Here is a 22,485-nt window from a genome sequence, read left to right as displayed (position 1 = left end):
CCGTTCACAGTTTGCGCAGCAGCACGCTCTCGACGTTGTGGTCCAGACCCTTGTTCAGCACGAGGGTCGCCCGGTGCCTGGTCGGCATCACGTTCTCAATCAAGTTCGGCATATTGATCTCATTCCAGTACCCCATCGCGGTCGCGCGCGCCTCGGCATCGGTGAGATGGGCGAAGACGTTGAAGTACGACGAGGGGTTCGCGAACGCGCCCTGTCGCAGCGCCAAGAACCGATCCACGTACCACTTCTCGATGTGCGAGGTGTCGGCGTCTACGAAGATCGAGAAGTCGAAGAGGTCGCTCACGGCGACATCATTCGGCGCGGGCGGTGGCTGCAGCACGTTCAGTCCCTCGACGATCACGACGTCAGGGCGGCGCACGACGACCCGAGCATCCGGAACGATGTCGTAGCGCATGTGCGAATAGAACGGCGCGCGCACCTCAGGGGCACCCGACTTCACCTCGGTGAGGAACTCCAGAAGGGCCCGGCGGTCGTACGACTCGGGGAATCCCTTGCGGTCCATCAGCCCGCGGCGCTCGAGCTCGGCGTTCGGGTACAGGAACCCGTCGGTCGTGACCAGCTCGACTCGGGGCGTCCCAGGCCACCGGCTCATCAGTTCACGCAGCAGACGGGCGATCGTCGACTTCCCCACCGCAACAGATCCCGCAACACCCACGACGAAGGGAGTCGTGACGTCTTCTTCGTCGAGGAAAGCGCTCGTCGCCGCGCCCAGCCGCTTGGTCGCCGATGCGTAGAGGCTGAGCAGCCGACTCAGCGGCATGTACACCTCGCGGACCTCGGTGAGGTCAAGGCGATCGCCGATGCCGCGCAGTTCTACGACCTCGGTCTCACTCAGCGGCTGATCGAGCCCTGCGGCCAATCGCGCCCACTCCGCTCTTCCGATCTCGCGGTACGGCGATAGAGGCGCTGTCGTGTCGGCGGTGGTCACGGCATCCATCGTATCGGGCACCGAAGCGCTGCCCGCCCGATGGGTATGCCCCGCGACCCATCCGGGCCGCGGGGCATACTCTTCTGCGTTATCGGTTACGCCTGCACGCGACGGCGGCGGATCATCGCGACCGCGCCGATCGTCATGACGAGCAGTGCCATCGCGCTCACACCGAGCCACTGTGCGGCCTCGGCACCCGTGACAGCCAGCGCACCGACCGGAGTGGTCACGCTGTCCTCATCGGTGACCTCAGACCCGGTGGGCGGTGTGCCCGTGACGTTCGCGTCGTTCGTGATGCTGCCGGCCGCGCGGTCACCCGCGGTGACGGCGTACGACGCGGTCGCCGTGACGGATTCACCGGGCGCGAGCACGCCCTCAGCAGCCGGCCACTCACCGTAGGTGATCTCCGACAGGCCCTTGAGCTCATCGGTGATCGACACCCCGGTCAGCGTCACGTCGCCGGTGTTGGTGACGGCGAATGCGTACGAGATCGTGTCTCCGCTGACGGCGCCGGTCTTCTCCAGCAGGATGCTGGGGTTCTGCGGCACCGGCTGATCGAAGTCGTCCTCGTCGGTGACCGGAGTTCCGCTCGGCGGGTTTCCGGTCGTCGTCGCGGTGTTCTCCACCACGCCGGCGTCCCGGTCGGCCTGCGTCACCGTGTACGACGCGGTCGCCGTGACCGACTGGCCGGGAGCGAGCATGCCCTCAGCCGCAGGCCACGCGCCATAAGTGATCTCCGACAGGCCCTCAAGCTCATCAGCGATCGACACCCCGGTTAGCGTCACGTTGCCCGTGTTGGTCGCCGTGAACTCATAAGAGATGGTGTCGCCGTCGAGCGCGCCGGTCTTCTCCAGCAGGATGCTGGGGATCTGCGGCACTGGCTGGTCGAAGTCATCTTCGTCGGTGACCGGAGTGCCAGTCGGCGGGTTTCCGGTCGTCGTGGCGGTGTTCTCCACGATCCCGGCGTCGCGATCGGCCTGCGTCAACGTATACGTTGCCGTCGCCGTGACCGACTGGCCGGGAGCGAGCACGCCCTCAGCCGCAGGCCACGCACCATAAGTGATCTCCGACAGGCCCTTCAGGTCGTCGGCGATCGACACTCCCGTCAGGGTCACATCGCCCGTGTTGGTCGCCGTGAACTCATAAGAGATCGTGTCGCCCTCGAGCGCACCGGTCTTCTCCAGCAGGATGCTGGGGTTCTGCGGCACCGGCTGATCGAAGTCGTCCTCGTCGGTGACCGTAGTTCCGCTCGGCGGGTTCCCTGTCGTCGTCGCGGTGTTCTCCACCACGCCGGCATCCCGGTCGGTCTGCGTCAGCGTGTACGACGCGGTCGCCGTGACCGACTGGCCGGGAGCGAGCACGCCCTCAGCCGCAGGCCACGCACCGTAGGTGATCTCCGACAGACCCTCGAGCTCATCAGCGATCGACACCCCGGTCAGCGTCACGTCGCCCGTGTTGGTCGCCGTGAACTCGTAAGAGATGGTGTCGCCCTCGAGCGCACCGGTCTTGACCAACGAGATCCCCGGGCGCGAGTCGAGGGGCTGATCGAAGTCGTCTTCGTCCGTGACGGGGGTGCCAGTCGGCGGGTTTCCGGTCGTCGTGGCGGTGTTCTCCACGATCCCGGCATCCCGATCGGCCTGCGTCAGCGTGTACGTTGCCGTCGCGGTGACCGACTGGCCGGGAGCGAGAACACCCTCAGCAGCAGGCCACGCACCATAAGTGATCTCCGACAGGCCCTTCAGCTCATCAGCGATCGAGACACCCGTCAGGGTCACATTGCCCGTGTTGGTCGCCGTGAACTCATAAGAGATCGTGTCGCCCTCGAGCGCACCCGTCTTGACGAGAGAGATACCGGGAGCCTGCGGCACAGGCTGGTCGAAGTCGTCTTCGTCCGTGACGGGGGTGCCAGTCGGCGGGTTTCCGGTCGTCGTGGCGGTGTTCTCCACGATTCCGGCATCCCGATCGGCCTGCGTCAGCGTGTACGACGCCGTCGCCGTGACCGACTGACCGGGAGCGAGCACGCCGTCAGCCGCAGGCCACGCACCATAAGTGATCTCCGAGAGGCCCTCGAGCTCATCAGCGATCGAGACACTCGTGAGCGTGACGTTGCCCGTGTTGGTCGCCGTGAACTCATAAGAGATCGTGTCGCCCTCGAGCGCACCGGTCTTGACCAACGAGATTGCCGGGGCGAGCTCGGGAAGCTCGACGATTGCCGGGGACTCATCGGTGACGGGCTTGCCCGCGGGCGGTGTACCTGCGACGGTCGCCGTGTTGGTGACCTCGCCAGCGATGATGTCAGCGGCCGTGAGGTCGTACGTCGCCGATGCGGTCACCGATTGCCCGGGTTCGAGCACTCCCGGCTCACCCGGCCACGTGCCGAACTCGATGCTCGACAGTCCCGGCTTGGGGTCGGTGAGAGTCACGTTTTTGAGCGTGGCCGATCCGTCGTTGGTGACGGTGAATGCGTAATCCACGGTGTCCCCCTCGACGCCGATGGCGCCGGCAGCGAGCGTTCCGGTCTTCTCGAGGTCGATCGAGGCGCAGTTCGCGTTGACGATCTCGAGCAGAGTCGCCTGAAGCTCGTGGAATCCGGCGACGTAGTAGTCGCTGTCTTCGACGGGGCCGGAGATCAGCTTGATGTGCTCACGGAATTCTTCGAGGGCAGCACCTGAGAGGTTGTCGCTGACGCCGATCGGAACGATCCGGGTGTCTTCGCCCTTGAGCGCATTCGCGCTGCGCACAGCTGCATCGAGCACGGGCTTGTCGGTGCTGTTGCCGGGGCCGGCGGCGGGGCTGCCGTACTGCGTCGGGTTGCCGTCGGTCAAGAACAGCAGCGCGTCGTAGTGCTCTTCGGATGCCGCGACGGCGGCGAGGCTGCGATCCCAGTTGGTGCCGCCCTGCTGGCTCGCGGGGCGCTGTACTCCATTGACGTAGGAGCTGATCGCTGCGACACCAGCAGCATCGGCGACCGAGGTCAGCGGAAGCGGCGCGTTCGCAGGTACCGCTGAGGCCGGCGCGTTCGATGCGAAGGTGTGCACGGCGACCTTGACCGGGTACCCCTCGAGTGCGGTGACCAGTCCGCTCAGCTCTTCACGAGTCTTCGAGAGCTGCGCGTCGGTGACGGAGTTCGACAGGTCGATGCTGATCGCGAAGTCCATCGCGCAGTGCTCGGACAGCGCCGGGTTCGGTTGCACCGGTACATCGGATTCGACCGCGTTGGCGGTCGCCGCTCCGCCGAGGGCCAGCGCCGCCGCGAGAGTCGCAGCCACGGCCCCCTTCGCAGCGATGCGCGCACGCCGGCGCGGCATTGATTCTGGACGTGGTCGTCTCACGTGAATGACTCCTCTTTGCTCCCCCGGGCGCGCAGCAAATCAGATGCCAATGCGCGCGGCAGTCGGGTAACTGCCGACGTGACGTTACCCAGGGGCCACAAGGGCAAAAGCGCGGGTGAGTCGAATTCACCCCGCAGTTCACCCCGGCGTGTCGCGCCCGTCGGGGCACCTGATGAGCAGCGGGTCAGGGAGTGGTGCTGGCCAGCAGCCCGTGCCCGAGCGCGATGGCGAGCGCCTCTTCCCGCGAGGCGGCGCCGAGCTTGCGGTACAGGCTCCGACGCTGCGACTTCACGGTGTTCGCCGAGACGTGCAGCCGGGCGGCGATCTTGTTCACGTTCGCGGTCTCGATCAGCTCGGCGAGGATGACATGTTCGCGTGCGGTGAGCTGAGGCACGCTCCCGCGTGCGTCCAAGGCCGGCCACGGCACGTCCAGGTCGAACAGCTCCCGATCCTCGACCGAGGTCAGCAGGAACGGCGTCGTCAACCCGTACGTGCCGGCGATAGTGCCCGCCCGGCGCGCAGCCACCGCGGCTTCAACAGGGCGACCGAGCCGCCGCAGCACGATCGCATCGAGAACGGCGATCTGCGCCCTGGCGCCTGGAGTCTCGGCCGCGATGGTCCCCAGCATCTGCAGCGCACGTTCGTGCAGCCCGTCGAACACGAGCGCCCGCGCCGCACCGATCGCCACCGGTGCGGCATCATCGGCGCGCGCCGTGAGCTTGCGTGCCGATGCGAGATCGCCGGCGGCGAGCGCCAATGAGGAATCCGTCAGATCGAGCAGGCGGGTCTGCGGGCGCGTGGTCCGAGAACCGCGGGAACGGCGAAGTGCGCGGAACCGCTCCAGTCCGGCATCCGCTTCGCCCCGGCAGATGTCGATCTGCGCCCGAAGATGTGCCAGCAGCGGCCAATGCTCGATGGTGTCGATGATGGGCCACACGCTGTCGAGGGCGGCCTCGGCGCGGTCGAGCTCACCGTGCTCGATCTGGATCTTCGCCTGCGCCATGCGCAGCAGACTGCCCGCGTACTCGTTGAGGATGTCGTCGGCCCACGCGTGCTCGAGCGCCGTGTCGACCCATCTCTGCGCCGAACCGAGGTCGCCGGCGAGCGCATGGACCACCGCGACGCCGCCCAACGAGATCAGCTGGATTCCGGGGCGCCCAGCGTTAGACAGGGCCCGCTCGAACTCGGCGGCCGCCTCGTCGAGGTGACCGGCGTACATGAGACTGATCGCACAATGCGTGTGCAGGTCGCCGAGCAGCCCCTCGATGGCGCGATACTCATCGGCCGGGAGCTCGCTGAGGATGGATGCCGCGGCGCGCGCCGACTTCGCTCCGCCGTCGCCGATGCCGAGCAGCCGCTGCAGCACGGATTCGATCACGCGCAGCAGCGCGCGATCGGCGGAACCGGGAGGAGCAGTGCGCGCGCCGATGAGGGCGATGCCCATGAGCTCGACGGCCCGCATCCGGTGTTCGTGGCGAGCGTTGTAGATGAGCGCCTGTGCCATGGCGATGATCGGCCAGCGCCTCAGCTCCCACAGATGGATGCTGCGCAGCAGGATCATGATCGATGCGCCGTGCGCCTGGAGCAACGGTATCCCCCCACCCCTGAGCGCGCCATCGATGACCGGGAGCGACGCTGCGGCCGCGCCCTCGATGAGCGCTCCGTACCAGGCTCCCTGACCGAGCAGGGTCTGCGCGGCATCCTCCCGCACGGTCTGCGCGTTCTGCTGCGGGTGCACCTTCCGCGTCGCCGCGCGCACCGGGGCGGTGAGCAGGAACAGCGGGTGGCCGGCATCCGCCACCCACTCCCCGAGACCTGCGCGCTCGCACTCCGCGATGAAATCCGCCGGCCCACCGAGGCCGGCGACCACTTCGCCGGTCAGCACCTCGGGCATCGCGAGCGTGGCATGCGGCGATGACAGCGGTCCCGGCGGCAGCTCTGCCAGGAGCGCCTGCACGATGTCGTCTCGGACCGTCTTCAGCGCGGCGACGGCGCCGACAGCCGACGGCAGCCCTCTGGTGGCGAGCTGGACGGCGCGGGCGTCGAGCGGCGACCCGCGCATCGACAGGTAGGCCTGGGTCTCCTGGTCCGTGAAGGCCAGCTCGGCGATGAATTCGGCGCGCTCACCGGTCGGCACGGCGCTGCGACTGTGCGCGGCGGCGCGGATGACGAGCCGCCGCCGGGATCGGCGCAGCTCGCCCACGCGCGCCCAGTCGGTCTCGGTCAGCGCATCGGCGTCGTCGATCATGAGGACGTCGCCCGTCGGGTCCGGGATGCTGTGCGGCGCAGCCCAGGCGACGTTCGGATGCCGCGTGGCCCACTGCCGCAGGAGCATCGTCTTTCCCGTGCCGACCGGACCGACCAGGACCACGAGAGGCGCGGCAGAGGAGAGTGCGGAGAGCAGCCGGGGACGCTCGAGTGACGTCGATGCGGCCGGGGATGTCGCCATCGGACCCGGAGCTGCCATTCCCTCACTCTATCTAGAGCGCTCTTCGGCGATGACGTGGTCTATCTGCTCGCCGCGGTCAACCTCGTCGCGCTCGGCGGGCTGGCCGAGTTGATCTCGAACCCGCTGTTCGGCGCGCTCTCGGACCACACGTTCACGGGGTCATACCCGCCCGACATCAGCAGTCCTGCCATCATGAGGCGCACCGCGCCACTTCAGCAGCGCTCAACCCGGGTGTCGCCGTAGTGAGCTCATCGATGCCGTGTTGCATGCACGCAACGCCGAAGAGATCCCCACCGCGCTGTAGTCTCGTCCCGTGCGTCTGGGAATCCTCGACATCGGCTCGAACACCGTCCACCTGCTCGCCGCCGATGCGCGCCCAGGTGGTCGGCCGCTGGCGACGACGAGCGATCGCAGTGTGGTGCGCCTGATGCGATTTCTCACCCCAGAGGGCGCAATCAGCGAGGAGGGCGTGCGAGCACTGGAAGCCGCCGTCACCCGCGCCCGGCAGATCGCCGAAGCCGAGCGCGTTGAGACGCTGCTGGCCACGGCGACCAGCGCGGTGCGCGCTGCGCTGAACGGCGAAGAGGTCATCGCTCGCATCGAGGCGGCGCTCGGCCAGCCGCTGCAGGTGCTCACGGGGGTCGAAGAGGCCGAGCTCACCTTCCTCGCCGTGCGGCGCTGGTTCGGGTGGGATGCCGGACGCATTCTGCTGCTCGATATCGGCGGCGGCTCGTTCGAGTTCGCCGCCGGCGGCGATGAGGTGCCGGAGGTCGCGGCATCCGTTCCCCTGGGCGCGGGGCGCACGACCGTGCAGTTCCTGCCGGAGGATCCACCCGGTGAGGATGCTGTCGAGCTGCTGCGCGCGCATGCTCGCGAAGTTCTCGCGCCGGTGACCGAGAAGCTCAATGCCCTTCCCTCCCCCGATCACCTGGTCGGATCCTCGAAGGCGATCCGCTCGCTGGCGAACCTCGCCGGACGCGAGGTGTCGGGGCTGGGCTTCGATCGCACGGTGATGTCGCGCTCAGCGCTGAAGTCGTGGATTCCGCGGCTCGCTCGTATTCCGGCATCCGCTCGTCAGGAACTGCCGGGCATCACTCCCGACCGCACGTTCCAGATCGTCGCGGCCGCGGTCTGCCTGCACACGGCGATGAAGATGCTCGACATCGACGAGCTCGAGGTCTCGCCATGGGCGCTGCGTGAGGGCGTGCTGCTGCGCTACACCGAGTCGATGACGTGGGGCGGCGTGGGGATCTGAGTGATCGCCCTGTCGCGTTAGATCAGTCCGCGCTCCAGCGCGAGGCGCACGGCATCCGACCGGTCTGATGCGCCGAGTCTGCGATAAAGGGTCCGCAGCTGCGACTTGATGGTGTTCGGTGAGACATGGAGTCGAGCGGCGATCTGCGGGATCGATTCTGTGGTCAGCAGCTCGGTCAGCACGATCCGCTCGCGGGGCGTGAGCGGATCGTGCGTTGCCAGGGCAGCGAACGGGTCTCCCAGCGCAGCATCGAGCACGTCGCGATTCGCGTCCGACAGCAGTTCGCCGAGTTCGAACCGGGGGATGAAAGCCAGCGGCGAGACGAGGCGATATCGATGAAGCACGTGGATTGCGCGGTACGCCAGCTCCCGGGCGCCGCCCGCGTTGCCCAACCTCTTGTGCGCGACCGCCGAGACGAGCAATCGCTCCGCGAGTTCGCGCGGCGGTGCCGCATCGGCGTTTCGTTCCACCGGCAGGAGGGCGATCGCGCGCTCCGGATGCTGGGTGGCGAGATGAAGTCGTGCGCGAGCGAGGATCGTGGCCGGCAGAGGCTGCGCCTCGTCGAGCACCCGCCGCGCGGTGCGAAGGTCTCCCGTGGCGGTCGCCAGGTCCGCGTGAATCGCGCGGAGCCTGCTGGTGAGGATGGCGCTTGCCGGGCGTCCATGATGATCGCGCAACCCGAGGGTGAGCTCGTCGAGGCCGGCGGCAGCGTCGTCCGTTGTGAGGCGGATCAGAGCGCGAACCCAGAGGATGGTAGGCCAGTGTTCTACGACGAGGCCGCCGTTCTCGAACGGGTCGAGGGCCTGCAGTGCGTCGGATGGGTCTCCGCGCTCGAGGTGCACGATCGCGCTGGCGATGTTCCAGCCGACGCCGTAGAGCGAGCGCGACCAGGCTTCGAGGTACTCGGGAGAGATCGAGCCGAGAAGCTCCCCCGCGGTCGGCATCTCGCCTCGGACGGCATGCGCATATGCAAGAAGACTCCGGCGGTGGCGCGTGCGACCGGGGTGCGGGTCCTCGTCGAGGATGTACCCGACCGCGATCGCGGTGTCGATGTGCCCGGCGAGCATCTTGGTGATCAGAACCTGCTGGAGTCCGACGTGAACAGTCGATCCGACCCGTGCCCGAGGTTCTGCCCCCATGGCGGCGACGTGGTCGACGATGTCATCTCCGACGATCGCGGCCTCTTCGTATCGGCGCGTGGCCCGAAGACCGGCGAATCTCGCGATCAGGACCAGAAGTCGGTCGGAGGGGTTGGCGGCGGGAGCCCGAGTGCTCAGCTGCCGGATGCCGATATCGACCAGGTGCTGGAGTCGACGGGAGGGACGCGCTTCGCTCTCGCTGAGCATCACGGCGTGGCTGATCGCGAGAGTGCCGTGCTGTTCCAGCCTCTCCAGTGGCACGGTGTCGAGCAGGTGAATCACTTCTGCATTGCGGTGCTGGCTGAGTTCCGAGAAGTTCTCCGTGAAGAACGGCCAGACGTCCTCGTCCCGCCCGGCGGCGAGGAGCAGCCGGATGACGTCGACCGGGTCGCCCCACGCAGAGAGGCGGGATGCCGCGACGCTGCGTGCCCGGCGGATCTCGGTGTCGTCAAGTTCGGTGAGCAGCTGGCGTGTCAGGGATGCGGCGACGAGTGAGTGGAAGGCGAAGATGCGGCGACCGCTTCTGCTGTAGAAGCGGCCCAGCCCGTCTCGCTCGAAATCTTGCACCAGGGACCAGGCGTCGTCACGACCGCTGAGGGCTGCGGCCAGTGGCGCGTCGACCTCGGGCGAAAGCGCGACGAGACGGGCGACCTGCTCGTGCTCGACGTCGGCGAACGTCGGGAGCAGCTCCCGGGCTGCGAACGCGCTGACGGCGCTGACGACCTCTGATCGTTCCGCACTGCTAGCGCCAGGGCTCCGGTCACGAAGTGCCGTGAGCGCCAGCCGCGTCGCAAGGGCGTGCCCGCGAGTGACATCGTGCAGCACGTGCAGTTCATCGGGGAGGAGACGGCTCGTCACCTCGGGTGCCAACTCGGCGATCTCGTCGAAGGTGAACGCGAGTTCATCGGAACCGATCGCGCCGACGTCGAGCCGGGTGGCGACGAGAGGATCCTCGAGCCGGGTACGGGAACGTGCGGTTGCGACCAGTTCGAGCATGGGGGCTCGCTCGAGCACCCAGATCAACTTCGTCTGGGCGTTGTCCGCGAGCAGGTGCAGGTCGTCGAGCACCACTCGCACTCGCTCTCCGAAGGCGAACAGCGCCTCGACGAGCAGGCCCGGCACCATCGATACATCGATGTCGCCGCTGAGGAATGCGTTCAGCTGATCAGGTTCGGTCGATCCACGCTGTGCCACGACCGATGTGACGACACGATGCCAGAAAGAGTCGTTCGTGCCGCTGTTCTCGTCCAGTGCTATCCAGAACGTGGGCACGTCGTCACGTCGTTGCTGGACCCATGAGGCCACGGCAAGAGTTTTGCCGGCGCCGCCCTCTCCTCGAACGATCGCCACCCGGCCTAGTTGATCCAAGTGGTCAAGCAGTCGCTGGCGGACGAGATAAGACCGTCGGGGCGCTCTCGAGGGCACGTCGGGCGTCGTGCCCTGCTCACGTGCCTCGATCATCGTTGTCTCCACGTCTGGCCTCGATCAAGAGGCTTCGTCAAGAGGTCGACCGGGAAGTGGCCATGAAGTGCCGGCTTGGGGTAAGACCGGCGCCGCCGGCGCCAGCGCTCGACCGGACCCTACCCTAGCGGGCAGGAAGCATGGCGCCCCAGGCTGAGCCCGGCAGGCGCCGGGTCATACGATCGGTACATGCCCCGCACGCCCGCTCTCGTCGTCGCGGCACGTATCCTTCTCGTCCCGTACGTCGTCGCGCTGGGGCTGATCGTCTGGTTACCGGCCGATGCCGCATCGGGCGCGACCGGCATCGTGTTCGAGTTCGCGCGGTTCGTGTCGGAGCAGTCGGGCGTCCCCCTGCAGACCAGCTATACGGTGTTCGAGTTCGTGGCGAATATCGTCCTCTTCGTTCCCTTCGGTCTGCTGGTGGCGATCGCGTGGCCACGCCTGAACGTGTGGTGGGTGATCTTGGCGGGCTTCTCGACGAGCGCGCTCATCGAGCTGGTCCAGTTGGTGGTTCCCGAGCGCGTATCGACGATCTCCGATGTGATCGCGAACACCCTCGGGACAGTCATCGGATGCTTCGCGACCCGCGGCATCCGATCCCTCTCGAAGGCCGCGAAAAAGTAACCCCAGACGGAGTTCTGCGGACGGGTCACGCTGCATTGCCCGCACCCGCCCTGAACCGTGCAGGCGGCGGATCGATCCCGCCGAAGGCGTAGCTGAGCACGGTGCGCGGTCTCAGCGCAAATGTCTCCCCCGATGAGCTTCGCAGGATGAAGTCGTCTTTGCCGTCGCGAGTGATGCGCCACTTGCCGTTGTGCAAAGTCATGTGGTGATAGCGACAGAGCAGGATTCCCCGATCGATATCGGTGCGACCATGATCTCGCTCCCACTCGTCGATGTGGTGGGCTTCGCCATACGATGCAGGTCGATCGCATCCGTGCCACCGGCATCCGCCATCACGCACTGCGAGCGCAATGCGCTGTTTCGGTGTGAATAGTCGTTGTTCTCGGCCCACGTCGAGCGGATTCCCGAACGTATCGATCGTCACGGGCACGAATCCGCTCTCGCACATCCGCTGCTCTGCCACCGCTTTCGGCACGGACATGGAATGGTCTTCGCTGTGCGCGACCGCGGCGGGGTGACCGTCGGCGTCGACGATCTGCACGAGCCGTACTCCGGCCTGACGCGTTCCGAACACGTTCTTGGCGTCTGCGAGAGTGCCGGCGCGGAGCACATCCATGATCAAGTCGTATGCGAGCTGGTCGTTCGTGCGGGTGTCATCGACGAGAGACGCCGCCCGCTCCTCCTCATCAGAGTCCACGAACCGCGGACCGCCTCGTCGCGGCCGCAACGCCGCGGAGAGCATGGTCTCGACAAACAGATCACCCTCGTCATCGAGCGCCATGCTCGCGTGCTTCTGTCCATCCTGATCTCGGTACGTGCGGAAGGATCGCTTCTCGAACCGCGCCAAGTACCGTGCCTCGGCGCCCTCCGGATCGAGCAGATCACGCACCGTTCGCGCCTGCTGCAGGAGTTCCTCCACTGTCCTCACGGCAGCTTCTGCGACGAGGTGCTCCGCGGCCTGCGCCCATGTCACGCGGATTTCTTCCCACGCTTCGCGTGAAGCTTCGCTCATCGCCCCCACACCGTCGATCGCCGGCGGCTCACCGAGCCCCCGCCGGATCGCGTCGAACTGCGCTGACGTCAGCGTTCCACCGCGCAGGGCGTGGTTCAACGGCTGGAACCACGGTCCGCGCGCAGCGCGTTCCTCGTCTCCCGGCTGCAACCCGTTTGCCGGCAGACCGTCCGAGGGTGCAGCATCCGCCCCACCGCCCGCAGCATCCGCCCCACCGAACCATTCCGAGCGTCCGTCATCGAGCAGAGCCTCGCCGACTCGCGCCTTGCGATTCGCGTCTGCCTTCGTCGACCCCGTCACGTTCTGGATCAGCGCCGCCGCCGACCGGTGGCCGCGCGACTGCGATAGCCCGGAATGCCCTCGATCGCGCGTCGAGCGCGCGGCGATCACGCCCGCCGCCACCACCTGAATCTGCTCGGCCTGCGTCACGAGATCAGATGCCTCTTGAAGAACTTTTACGACGTCAGCATCTGCCATCGCCATCAACGAGGCCTGTGCGTCTTCTGTCCCCTCACCGCCGGCAAGCTGCCCACGCAGGGTGGGGATCAGCGCCGCGACGTCGGTGAAAGTTGCCATACTTCATACTCTCAGCAACCACCGACATTGAAACAAAAGTTCGCAAATCTGTGGATAACCAACTATGAAGCTCGACCCCGGCGCGGAGGGGGTGCACCGAGGTCGAGTTCTTCATCTCTCGCCGACGAGGCAGGCCTCATTCGGTCGTCTCTCGAATCGTAGGTTCGCCATCTGACATCGCGCTACGGGGGCATACCCCCTGATTCGCATCAGACCCTTCGGGCCACCCCAGAGTCACCGTCGCGCGGTCACCACACCCCTGCGCCGCGAAAATCAGCTACGCGTCCGCGTCGTGGCCGGACGCTTGATCAAGCGTCCGGCTTTCGGCCGGAGCCGCTATTACACAGCCAGTTGGTGCTGTCGCCGGCGGTGGCGAAGAACCAGCAGGAGCGCAATGAGTACGGCGAGCGCTCCACCGACCAGGAGATAGAGGTCCGTGCTCTGACCGCCTGTGAGGGGGATCACGAGAGCGGGCTGCTGATCATTTTCGATGGGGTTCTCGAACGCGGTGTCTCCGGAGACCTCGATGTAATGAGGAGTGTCGCCCAAGACGTACCCGGCCGGCGCGAGGGTCTCGATGAGCATGTACCGGCCTGCTTCAAGATCTCCGATCAGGAACTCACCCGCAAGGTGGTTCTTGTCGACGCCCGTGCACTCGGCGGCCGTAGCTGCGACACAGTCTTCGATGGCCACGGCCGCGCCCGTCGGTGCGTCCGAGCTGTCCACGGGGGTCAGCTCCCACTCAGAGCCCGAGAGCGTCTCCGTGGTGCCTGCTGCGATCTTCGTCCACGCAAGCGTCGATGGGAGCGCCTTCACACCGGCAGGGTCACACGACTCCTGCACCTCGGCGTCTGCAGGAACCGCTGCGCACGCATTGTTGATCAGCGACTGGCCGATCGCGACACCGGTGAGCGGCACGGTGTACTCGATGGTGACGGCGTTTGCTTCACCGGGCTGGATCTCAGCGATCACGGCCCCAGCTCCCAGACCAGCAGGAAGCGGGCTGAGGGCTGCGAGGTCGACCTTGTCATCGGTGATCTGAACATCCGTGAGCGCCACGTCACCGGTATTGGTGACGACCAGGCGGTAGTTCAGGTCCGCGCCCTGGGCGAAACCGGGGTAGTCGTCGATGTTCTGCGCGTCATGCCAGTTACCCTCAGCGTCCTGTACGTACTTCTTGATCACGAGCGATTTCCATGCCGCAATATTGAAGAGGTCCGAGGTGCGCATCACCAGGTCAGTGCGACTGGTCACACCCTGCGCCCGATTCACGTACACATCCTCGTAGGAAGCGCCGGTGGTCACGACGTTGATCGTGAACTCCTGCGAGGCGCTCGGCTTGAGCTCTCCACCGATCACGCGCACTGCGGTGGCGTTCTCGGCGTACGTCGTGCTCCACCCAACCGTGTTCCCGGTGACGTCGTTCGGGGCGCCGTTAGTGGCATCCTTCGGGTCGTCCGAGATCGTGGTCGGGTCAGCGACCGAGTAGTAGACCTGCGTCCCTGCCGGCATCTGGCTGATGTCGATCGGGCCTGTGAGCCCGTACGTGCCGGTGAAGTCAGATCCACGTCCGTCACCGATGTACGGGAGCACGTCGATCGTGTCAGTGAAGATCTGCCTTGCGGTGTCCTCGGAGGTCATCCGCACCGTCCACCCGCCGTTCGCGACGCCGGCCACGTGGGGCACAGTGTCCTGCAGAGCGGTCTTCGTGATGAACGTCGATCCCCCTTCGCGGATTCGCACACGAGCGGTATCCGTCGCTGTGCGGCCGTTGGTGGACGCAGTGGCGCTGTTGACGAAGACCTGACCCGGCTGAGCGTCATCCGGCAGCACCACGTTGTAGTGCATGAAGTAATCCCAGTTGGTGGACACGTAGTCCGGCAGATCCCAGGTGAGGACCACTCGACCATCCACGTTCGTCGTGATCGACGTGGGCGTAATCGTCGCCGACCCCGGCTCATAGGTGGTTCCGAGCGGCAGGGTGTCCACGAGTGTGTACTCGTCCAGCACCACGTTTGCCGGCGACTCTGCACGATACATGAGCGAGTAGCTGACGGTGGCGCCTGGAATCGACTCGGCCTGACCGGCCTCCTTGATAACTCTCGGTGTTGAGCCGACCACACGGAGCACGTCACGGCCGCCACCGGTGTAGGCGTGACGATCCCCTGGCTTGAGAATTACGCCGCTATCAGGAGCGTCCGCCGTGTTCTCGGAACGGTGCCGGTGAAACCATGACGACGTGAGGTAGCTCGTCCAGGTGTAGATATCCTGTCCGATTGCGACATCAGGCTTGATCGTGGTCTGCACGAACGTTCGCACAACGCCAGCCGAGTCAGCCACTGCCCCGACCGGGATCGTCGTCCTCACGGCCTTGACCGTAGAAAGATCTGCCGGCGGCGTGGTCGACCAGTTACCGGGGTTGATCCCCGCAGCGTTGCACTCCCAGCTGTTCGGGTCATAGTTCGGGCTGGTGGGGCTGAGGACACCGTTTGCCCCCGTGCCCGTGAAGTACTCGATCGTTGGCTGAGGACCAGATGACGGAACCACAGCACCACCGGACATTGAGCCGGCGCCTGCCCAGTCAAAGGTGACGTATTTCGTATCGAGCACCGTACACGTTTGAGTGAAGGGCTCGGTGCCTTGCGGCGGTCGTACCGCTGACATAGCGAGAGCAGGCTGTCCGGCCATCTGCTCGAAGGTGTCTGTCCAGATCGTACCTTCGACAGGCGGGTCCTGCAGGTTCAGCTGCCATCCTCCAGACCAGACCCCGCGCGTGTACGCGCGCGAGTTGGCGTTGTTGCCTGCTTCATCGACGCTGGTCGCTCCACTAGCCGAGGTGTAGGTCGGGGTGTTCGCGGAGATCGTGAACAGACCCGGCTCGACATAGGTCATGCGGAACCAGATCATGCCTGACGCTACGACGTCCCATGAGGTCAGCAGCGCCACACCGGTGCTGTCCATCGTCGGGTTCAGCGCCTTTGAATAGTCAAGACCTGAGACAGTCACGGTGTACTGATTTGTCGTCCCGATACGCGTCATGGTGCAAGTGGGGAACGGCGCAGTATTCGTGGTATCCGCACCAGCAGCCGCGCCGGAGTATGGATACCCGGATTGCGGGTCGGTGATCGGCGTGCACGGGCCTCCGAGCGCCAAGGGGCGAGCGGTGACGGGCTCGTTATGAAGTGCGTTGATCGTCACTGTGTACGACACAGAGCTAGGACCAGCTTCAGCGCCGGGTGCGTGGCGGAGAGAGAACGGGAAGCCCATCATCTGATAGGTACCCTCCTCGGTCGATTTGGGGTTTCCGTCAGCCCACTTCATGTCCATCGCGAACGCGTTCATAATGGGAAGCTCCGGAGTTACCGCTTGAACACCGCCGATGTTCCCGGTAATCGATACGGTGTCCCCGGTGTCACCAGTCACCTGAATGCCTGCGAGCACGAGCTCTGCCGTCCCCTGGGCGCGATCGCCGAGGTTACACACCATCGTCTGGCCATCAGCGCTGATGGAAGACACCGGATCGACAAGAGCAGCGTCCGTCAGACAGATCGTGGGCAGTACCGTGAAGACACCGTTCGCGACCGTGAACGTCACCGTCGCGTTCGGAATGATCTCGTTCTCCGGAGCCGGTGCGTCATCGTTCATGTTGAATCGCCACTCCGACACCACTGTGTCACCTTGGCTCACAACAGCGGGTGTGGACGCCCCCCACTGTCCTTCAATCTCGTAGACGGTCGCCGCGTGTGCGGCACTTACCCCACCGACCAGCCCCGATATCAACACCGCGGTAGCGGCGACACCGGAGGCGATCTGTTTCATGCGAGAGCGAAAGCGAGACCGACCTGAAGACCCGGCCTGCGTTCCTCTTGTTTGGGGAGTCATGATGTTGCTCCTAAGTCCTTCTGCGAAATGTTCTCGGCAACTCTGTCGCTCGCTGTCTGAAGCGTTGTGCGCATGCGGTCTGTGTGCACGCGGCGACGGCGAGTTGCCTGGGCATCAGTGAAGCCTGTACGGATGAAATAGACGATGATCGAGATAAGCAGCACTGCTCCGATTACCGCCCACCACGGGAATCCAGGGATAACCGGAACAGCACGCGCCTCTTCGACATCGCGGATCGGTGTCGGAGTCACGCGTTCGCCGGTGATGACGATGCGATGGGAATTAATTCCCAACGGAGTACACGTGATGAGCGTCGCGAGATCGCGATCAGCCTGGGGACGCAAAGTGTCTGTGTCATCGGGGTCGATGACCTTTTTCTCGCGAACCTCATACGTCAACACTTCTCCGAGCGTGACCAGCTGAAAACGATCGCCAACCTCGACCTGGTCCAAGTTCGTGAACAACGTTGACGACGCGAGCCCTCGGTGTGCAGTGACGACAGTGCGCGTACCCTCACCGCCCACAGGAAGATGTGAGCCTTCCAGATGCCCCGCGCCCTTCTCAAGCGTTCTCTGGTCTGTACCGTGATAGATCGGCAGATCCACATCAATCGAATCAATCTTGACGCGCCCCATTACGCCTTCGTCAGTAGCATTGAGCACGTCGCGGTAGGTGAACCCTCCCACACCCTGCGCATACCCACTCGGGACGGTCGTCCCCGCTTCGAGCGCAACCCCAGCAACGAGCGCATCGTTGTATGCATGTGCCATACGCATCTGCTCTTCCGTACCTGGGTTCAGACTGTCAAGACTGGCTGTGCTGTTCTTGACGATAAGCGACTGCTGATACGAGCTCAGCCATGCCGCAGTAGCGGGATACAGCCCAACAACGGAGCCTGCCAACGCCAGCACACAGATGATCACGCTGAGCCCACTGGGCTTCCAACGCGAGGCGCTGTGGAGAATGCGCATTGATCAGGCTCCTTGGATGAGAGAGAAGCACAAGGCGGCACGCTCGCTGAGGCATGAAAGCGAAGCGAGCCGCCTTGTTCTATCTCTAGGCTCAGGCTGCCGAGTGAGTGCTCGACTCTGCCTGGTCGCGGCGACGCTTCTTCATAAGCACCAAGCCGAGGGCCACTCCGACACCGCCGACGCCCAGTCCGATAAGGATCGCGGTACCGCTACCGCCGGTCAGCGGCAGCGACGGAACACCCTGCTGCGTGTTCTGGATCTCGAGATTGTCTGCAGCGGTCGTCTCGCCGATCTGCACCGCGACACCCGTGTACTCAGCACCGTTGGCGGGCAGGACGTATCCGGCAGGCGCCGCGATCTCCTTGACCACGTAGCAACGCTCAGGAGCGTCGATCGCCGGGTTCTCGCTGTCCGAGACGAACAAGCCGGGGAAAGCGACGATGCCGTTCGCGTCCGAGGTGAACTCTGCGACACCGCCGACCGAGATCGGGTCGCCCGTAGCGGTCTCCGCGGTGCAGTCCGCAGCGTACGGGTCAGTTGCCTTGTAGATCTCGAAGACTGCGCCCTCAAGTGCACCGTCCGCGTTCGTCGTGCCCGATGCGCGCTTCATCAACTCAAGCGAGCCCCAGTTCGTGTGCACGATGTTCGACGGCGGCGGCGGCTTGACCTCGTCATCGCGAGTGGGGTTGTTGGTCCACAACAGGGCCTGGTTCTCGATGGTGCCCGAGCCGACCTCGGCGATCACCGAGTCAAAGACGACCTCGATGACACTGCCTGCGTGAGTGCCCTCGTTCAGCCATGCGATGCCCGCAGCGGTGAAGTCCATGACGACTTCCTGCCCGGTGACGATCTTCGTGTAGTACGACGCATCGAGGTCAACGCCATCAACGGTGACCGAAGCGATGCCCTCGGTGGCGGCGTTCACGTCCAGACGCGGGTCGAACGTGTCAGAGATCGAGTAGGCGGTCCACGCCTGACCGAGCATTGTGGGGATGGCCGTGGTGACCGGGAACTGCACCGCAGCTCCGAGACCAAGACCCTCCTGCGCCACAATCGTCTTCTCGATCGCCGCCGCACCGTTCTTCGGATACGCGTTCACGTCATAGACCCAGCCGTTCTCATACGGCATCGGAACGGTCACGATGAATGGCGCTGCCGTATCGACGATCGCGGCTGGAGCATCCGTCTCACACACCTGATACGCGCCTACAACGAGCGAAGTCGTGGAAACGCCGTCAGCATCAGTCAGCGGCATCACTATCGGTGTTCCCAGAGAGAAACCCGTGGGCGCGGTGCAATTCGCTCCCGGGGCGAGCGTAGACAGACTATTCCAGTTCGCCGCAACCGTAAGATTAAGCGGAAGAGTCTCACCATCTTTGATCAGTGGGTACACGGTGAACTCAACGTCAGCCACGGGATCGGTGAAGTCCCCATCCGCAGGCGGCTCTGAGATGTCGCCCTCATGAGCGCCCGACTGGTGCAGGAACTTGTGCACCGTCAGCGACCCTTCAAGACCACCATCGATATTGCCGAAATCATCCGGCACGGCCATAGCGGCCGTCGCGCCGAACAAAGACATCGCACCCACGGCGGCGATACCTACCGCCGCAAGTGCACGTGTACGTTTCTTCATGCTGAATCTCCCCCCATGAGAAATTGTGAAAGTGGATTCGGAAAACCCGCTACCTCAGTACTCAGAGCCCACGTCAGCAGTCACGCGCACGAGTGTCTCCTACCCACATAGATCTACCATGCGTCCATCTATTACGCGAAAATTCGAGACTGGTTCGTTATTGAGGCAAAACCGTTGAACGTGAACGACGTAATGGACACGCACGGTCAGACTCTCTATAGGTATGTCGACCTTTCATGACTTCGCAGCTGATGCCTCCACACCCCGGCTTTTTCTGCGTGCAGATGTTGGTACCGCTCAACGCCACCGAGCCGAGGCGGCCGGCCCTCGTGAGCGCGACATCGACCACTCATCCGATCAGTTCGTCGCCCTCGACCTCAGCATTGACCAAGAAATACGTCGCGCCCTTGACCATGCGCCAAAGCTGCCAGAGCGCCTGCGGAAAGACGTGCAAACCCTCGTCGAGCGTGAGTGCGCTGGAGGAGCCCCCTCGACAACAATCGAGTCCCTCTACGCTGCCTCGCTGATCTCCGGGCCATTCTCCAGGTCGCGATTCCAGCGACGAATCACCACTCTGACCGGACTCGGGTTCGCCCGCCGTGACAACCAGTTCATCAAGCCCACGATTGCCGGCATCGCCGCCCTCTTCCCATTCGCGCTTTTGGGCCCAGGACACCGCCCGAACCAGGAGATACTCCGCGCGCTCCGCTTCGACGAGATGGGCTCGAAAACGGGGCGGTCCTAGTCGATCGCTTGGCTGGGTCTCTGTCGACCGAACCCCTGTTTCCCGCCGAGCAATAGTCACACCAAGGGTGACGTCACTCGCACCCGACGCCGTCCCCATCACGGTCGAGCTTGCGACTGTAACCGGGATCGCCGGCATGGATCGGCGCCGCTCCCGCCGCGCGCACCGCATCGCAGTTCTCGTAATACACGTCCGGCGCGGGAGCGGGCGCGGGAACCGGAGCGGGCTCAGCAGGCGCGAAGGGCACAGGCTCAGCCGGAGCAACCGGAGCAGGCTCAGCAGGCGCGACCTCGACAACCGGCGCGATCACCGCATACGCAGAGGTCAGCGCCGGCTCATCTGCACACGCCGCGAGCACTCGCGCGATGGCATCGCGCTCGGGCTGCGTGACCCATAGTCCGTAGGCGGCCTTCACCGAGACCTGACGCGCGACGTACTCGCAGCGGAAGCTCTTGTTCGACGGCAGCCAGGTCGCGGCGTCTCCATCGCCCTTCTGTGCATTGGCCTTTCCGTCGACGGCGAGCAGGTTGATCGGATCATTCGCGAACGACGCACGCTGATCAGCGCTGAGCGCCTGCGCACCCTTCTGCCATGCATCCGAGAGCGCGACGACGTGGTCGATCTGCACGAGTTCCGACGTGCCCTGCCCGCGCGAGAACCCGATGATGTTTCCCGTGAACGGGTCATCCAGAACACCCGAGGTGACCTTGCAGGGTCCGGAGCGGACGACGCCTGTCAGCTGCGTGGCGAGCGTGTCGTTGCGGGTGTCGCATCCGTTGCGGTCCACGTCGAGCCAGCGTTGCCCGAACTCGTCGCGGTCATATCCGGTCTTCGCCGCTCGCCCCTTGACCGGCAATGTCCCCAGCACCTCGAGCGCCGTGCGCCCCTCGGTTGCGGACGTGTCGGCGACCGTGCCCGCCTCGCCCGCGAATGCCACGAGTTCGCCGTCGGGAACAGCAGAAGCAGAAGGAGCGGCAGATGGAGACACCGAGACAGAGGGCGCAGCCGACGCCATCCCCGCAGGCTCCTCACGCGATGACCCGTAGACCCCGGCGCTGATATTGCCGGTGATGAGGAACGCGACGGCCGAGACAGCCGTGACGATCGTCGCCACCTTGCGGCTCGGGAACCGCAGCCAGGTCGGGGTGTTCTTGACGAGCGCGACGATCCCCGTGATGAGCACCACGAGCCACAGCGGGGCGAAGATCGGCGCGAGGATCACGCCGAGCAGGAGCACGCCGATCCCGATCAGGATCCAGGCCCAGATCGGCAGTCGTCGCCCCTGCGGGGCGGTCTGCAGAGCGGATGCCGCGGGCGGCGGCATCATCGACGCAGGTTGTTCGACCGAGTGCACGTGCGCGGTCCACGCCGCGCCGTCCCACCAGCGGACGTCGCCCTCATGGGCGGCCGAAGGGTCCGAGTACCACCCGGGAGGAGTCGATGTCATGTTGCCGTCCTTGAAGAGCGTCCGTGCTCATTCAAGCGCATAAAAACTATGCTGACGCAGCTCCGGCCAGCCGCCCCCTCAGAACCAACCGCCCCGCCAACGGCCTGATGCCGCGCCGAGGACGTAGCGCTCAGCGGACGGGGAGCAGGTGACGCGGCGGCCCTTCGACGCGCGCGATCGCGATCTTGACTTCGACAAGTTCGTCGGCGACCCTGTCGATCCGCGCGCTCAGCTTCTCATCAAGCGCACTGATCTTGCCGTCGAGCCCGTCGATCCGCGCGCCGAGCTTGTGCTCCAGTCGGTTCTCGAGAAGATCCATCCGGTGCACCATCCAGCCGAACGCGCCGGCGAAGGCAAGCAGAATCGATACGAAGCCGATCAGCACCGTGATCATCTCGACGGACATGTACACCCCTTCATTGTGCCTGACGGCTGCGCGATCCGGCAGTGCCCCGAGCGTAGCCGCGGCTTTCGACACCTCGAACACCAGAAGCCCGCAACGGGGGACAGATCTCCAATCTCAGCGATCGTGCAGAACCAGTTGAGTCAGCACTCCTAGGTGCACGAAGTCGTGATCAGATCTCGCACTCCGGCGCGGGCGGCTCCGGGACGGGCGGCTCCGGCCCCCTGCGTGCGGTGATGACCACCCAGGCGAGCCCGTAGGTCAGCGCCCAGAACACGAACCCGCGACGAACGCTGTTGCTCCATCCATGGGCGCCAGGAAATCGGCCTGCGTCTTCCGCCATTGCGGAACCACTCGAATCACGAGCAACATCCCCGCGAGACATGCCGTGATGACGCCCAGTACTGCTACGCTTCCCCGTCGTGCCCGTGCTTGATCAGTGCTCCGGCGATCATCCCGATCGGGATGCTGAAGACGATCCACGCCGCAACAGCCACAAGCACCCAGCCGGTCTCGTCCATGAGAATTCCGATCGTCGTGCTCAGAACCGTATGGCCGCGACGAGAAACGCCGCCACGGGGACCTCCCCCCTTTTTCCGCTCCTATT

Annotated in this window: 15 protein-coding genes; 3 read left to right on the top strand and 12 right to left on the bottom strand. The window is 65.2% G+C overall.

What is annotated here, in order from left to right; all coding sequences use genetic code 11:
- Positions 1–4: 4 nt before the first annotated feature.
- From coaA to ACTU6V_RS06385, 3 genes are all read right to left on the bottom strand, one after another.
- Complete coding sequence (gene coaA, locus ACTU6V_RS06395) at positions 5–958, bottom strand: type I pantothenate kinase (protein WP_443467901.1); 954 nt, start codon at positions 956–958, stop codon at positions 5–7.
- Between the two features lie 86 nt (positions 959–1,044).
- Positions 1,045–4,218 (bottom strand): CLIPPER-2 domain-containing protein, encoded by a 3,174-nt coding sequence (locus ACTU6V_RS06390; RefSeq protein WP_443475252.1) that lies wholly within the window; start codon positions 4,216–4,218, stop codon positions 1,045–1,047.
- A 247-nt stretch (positions 4,219–4,465) separates the two neighbouring features.
- Positions 4,466–6,748, bottom strand: a complete 2,283-nt coding sequence (locus ACTU6V_RS06385; protein ID WP_443475251.1) for a helix-turn-helix transcriptional regulator — start codon at positions 6,746–6,748, stop codon at positions 4,466–4,468.
- 36 nt (positions 6,749–6,784) lie between these two features.
- Here ACTU6V_RS06385 and ACTU6V_RS06380 point away from each other — a divergent pair, with 36 nt between their 5' ends.
- Both ACTU6V_RS06380 and ACTU6V_RS06375 read left to right on the top strand, forming a co-directional pair.
- A complete protein-coding gene (locus ACTU6V_RS06380; protein WP_443475250.1) occupies positions 6,785–6,973 on the top strand; it encodes a hypothetical protein in 189 nt (62 codons plus the stop codon).
- A 70-nt stretch (positions 6,974–7,043) separates the two neighbouring features.
- The gene (locus tag ACTU6V_RS06375) at positions 7,044–7,985 is read left to right on the top strand and encodes a Ppx/GppA phosphatase family protein (protein ID WP_443475249.1); all 942 of its coding nucleotides are present in this window, start codon (positions 7,044–7,046) and stop codon (positions 7,983–7,985) included.
- Between the two features lie 17 nt (positions 7,986–8,002).
- Here ACTU6V_RS06375 and ACTU6V_RS06370 read toward each other — a convergent pair whose 3' ends face one another.
- The gene (locus ACTU6V_RS06370; protein WP_443475248.1) at positions 8,003–10,585 is read right to left on the bottom strand and encodes a LuxR C-terminal-related transcriptional regulator; all 2,583 of its coding nucleotides are present in this window, start codon (positions 10,583–10,585) and stop codon (positions 8,003–8,005) included.
- A gap of 189 nt (positions 10,586–10,774) precedes the next feature.
- Between ACTU6V_RS06370 and ACTU6V_RS06365 the strand changes: the two genes are divergently transcribed.
- Positions 10,775–11,209 (top strand): VanZ family protein, encoded by a 435-nt coding sequence (locus ACTU6V_RS06365; protein ID WP_443475247.1) that lies wholly within the window; start codon positions 10,775–10,777, stop codon positions 11,207–11,209.
- A gap of 25 nt (positions 11,210–11,234) precedes the next feature.
- On the opposite strand, the gene ACTU6V_RS06360 is transcribed toward ACTU6V_RS06365, so the two are convergent.
- The 8 genes from ACTU6V_RS06360 to ACTU6V_RS06325 form a co-directional block, all read right to left on the bottom strand.
- Positions 11,235–12,797, bottom strand: a complete 1,563-nt coding sequence (locus ACTU6V_RS06360; RefSeq protein WP_443475246.1) for an HNH endonuclease signature motif containing protein — start codon at positions 12,795–12,797, stop codon at positions 11,235–11,237.
- A 339-nt stretch (positions 12,798–13,136) separates the two neighbouring features.
- Positions 13,137–16,616 (bottom strand): prealbumin-like fold domain-containing protein, encoded by a 3,480-nt coding sequence (locus tag ACTU6V_RS06355; RefSeq protein WP_443475245.1) that lies wholly within the window; start codon positions 16,614–16,616, stop codon positions 13,137–13,139.
- A 59-nt stretch (positions 16,617–16,675) separates the two neighbouring features.
- Complete coding sequence (locus ACTU6V_RS06350; protein ID WP_443475244.1) at positions 16,676–17,650, bottom strand: class C sortase; 975 nt, start codon at positions 17,648–17,650, stop codon at positions 16,676–16,678.
- 91 nt (positions 17,651–17,741) lie between these two features.
- On the bottom strand, positions 17,742–19,283 hold the full coding sequence (locus tag ACTU6V_RS06345; protein ID WP_443475243.1) for a SpaH/EbpB family LPXTG-anchored major pilin: 1,542 nt from the start codon (positions 19,281–19,283) through the stop codon (positions 17,742–17,744).
- 349 nt (positions 19,284–19,632) lie between these two features.
- Positions 19,633–19,959 (bottom strand): hypothetical protein, encoded by a 327-nt coding sequence (locus ACTU6V_RS06340; protein WP_443475242.1) that lies wholly within the window; start codon positions 19,957–19,959, stop codon positions 19,633–19,635.
- 142 nt (positions 19,960–20,101) lie between these two features.
- Complete coding sequence (locus tag ACTU6V_RS06335; protein WP_443475241.1) at positions 20,102–21,475, bottom strand: GmrSD restriction endonuclease domain-containing protein; 1,374 nt, start codon at positions 21,473–21,475, stop codon at positions 20,102–20,104.
- 130 nt (positions 21,476–21,605) lie between these two features.
- The gene (locus tag ACTU6V_RS06330) at positions 21,606–21,881 is read right to left on the bottom strand and encodes a hypothetical protein (RefSeq protein WP_443475240.1); all 276 of its coding nucleotides are present in this window, start codon (positions 21,879–21,881) and stop codon (positions 21,606–21,608) included.
- Between the two features lie 169 nt (positions 21,882–22,050).
- Positions 22,051–22,221: a hypothetical protein gene (locus ACTU6V_RS06325; RefSeq protein ID WP_443475239.1), complete on the bottom strand. Its 171-nt coding sequence runs from the start codon at positions 22,219–22,221 to the stop codon at positions 22,051–22,053.
- Positions 22,222–22,485 lie beyond the last annotated feature (264 nt).

The organism is Microbacterium zouquanmingi (assembly GCF_052266675.1).
GTDB lineage: Bacteria > Actinomycetota > Actinomycetes > Actinomycetales > Microbacteriaceae > Microbacterium.
Note: the sequence above shows the minus strand (reverse complement) of the source record. Positions and strands in the feature narration are given on the sequence as shown.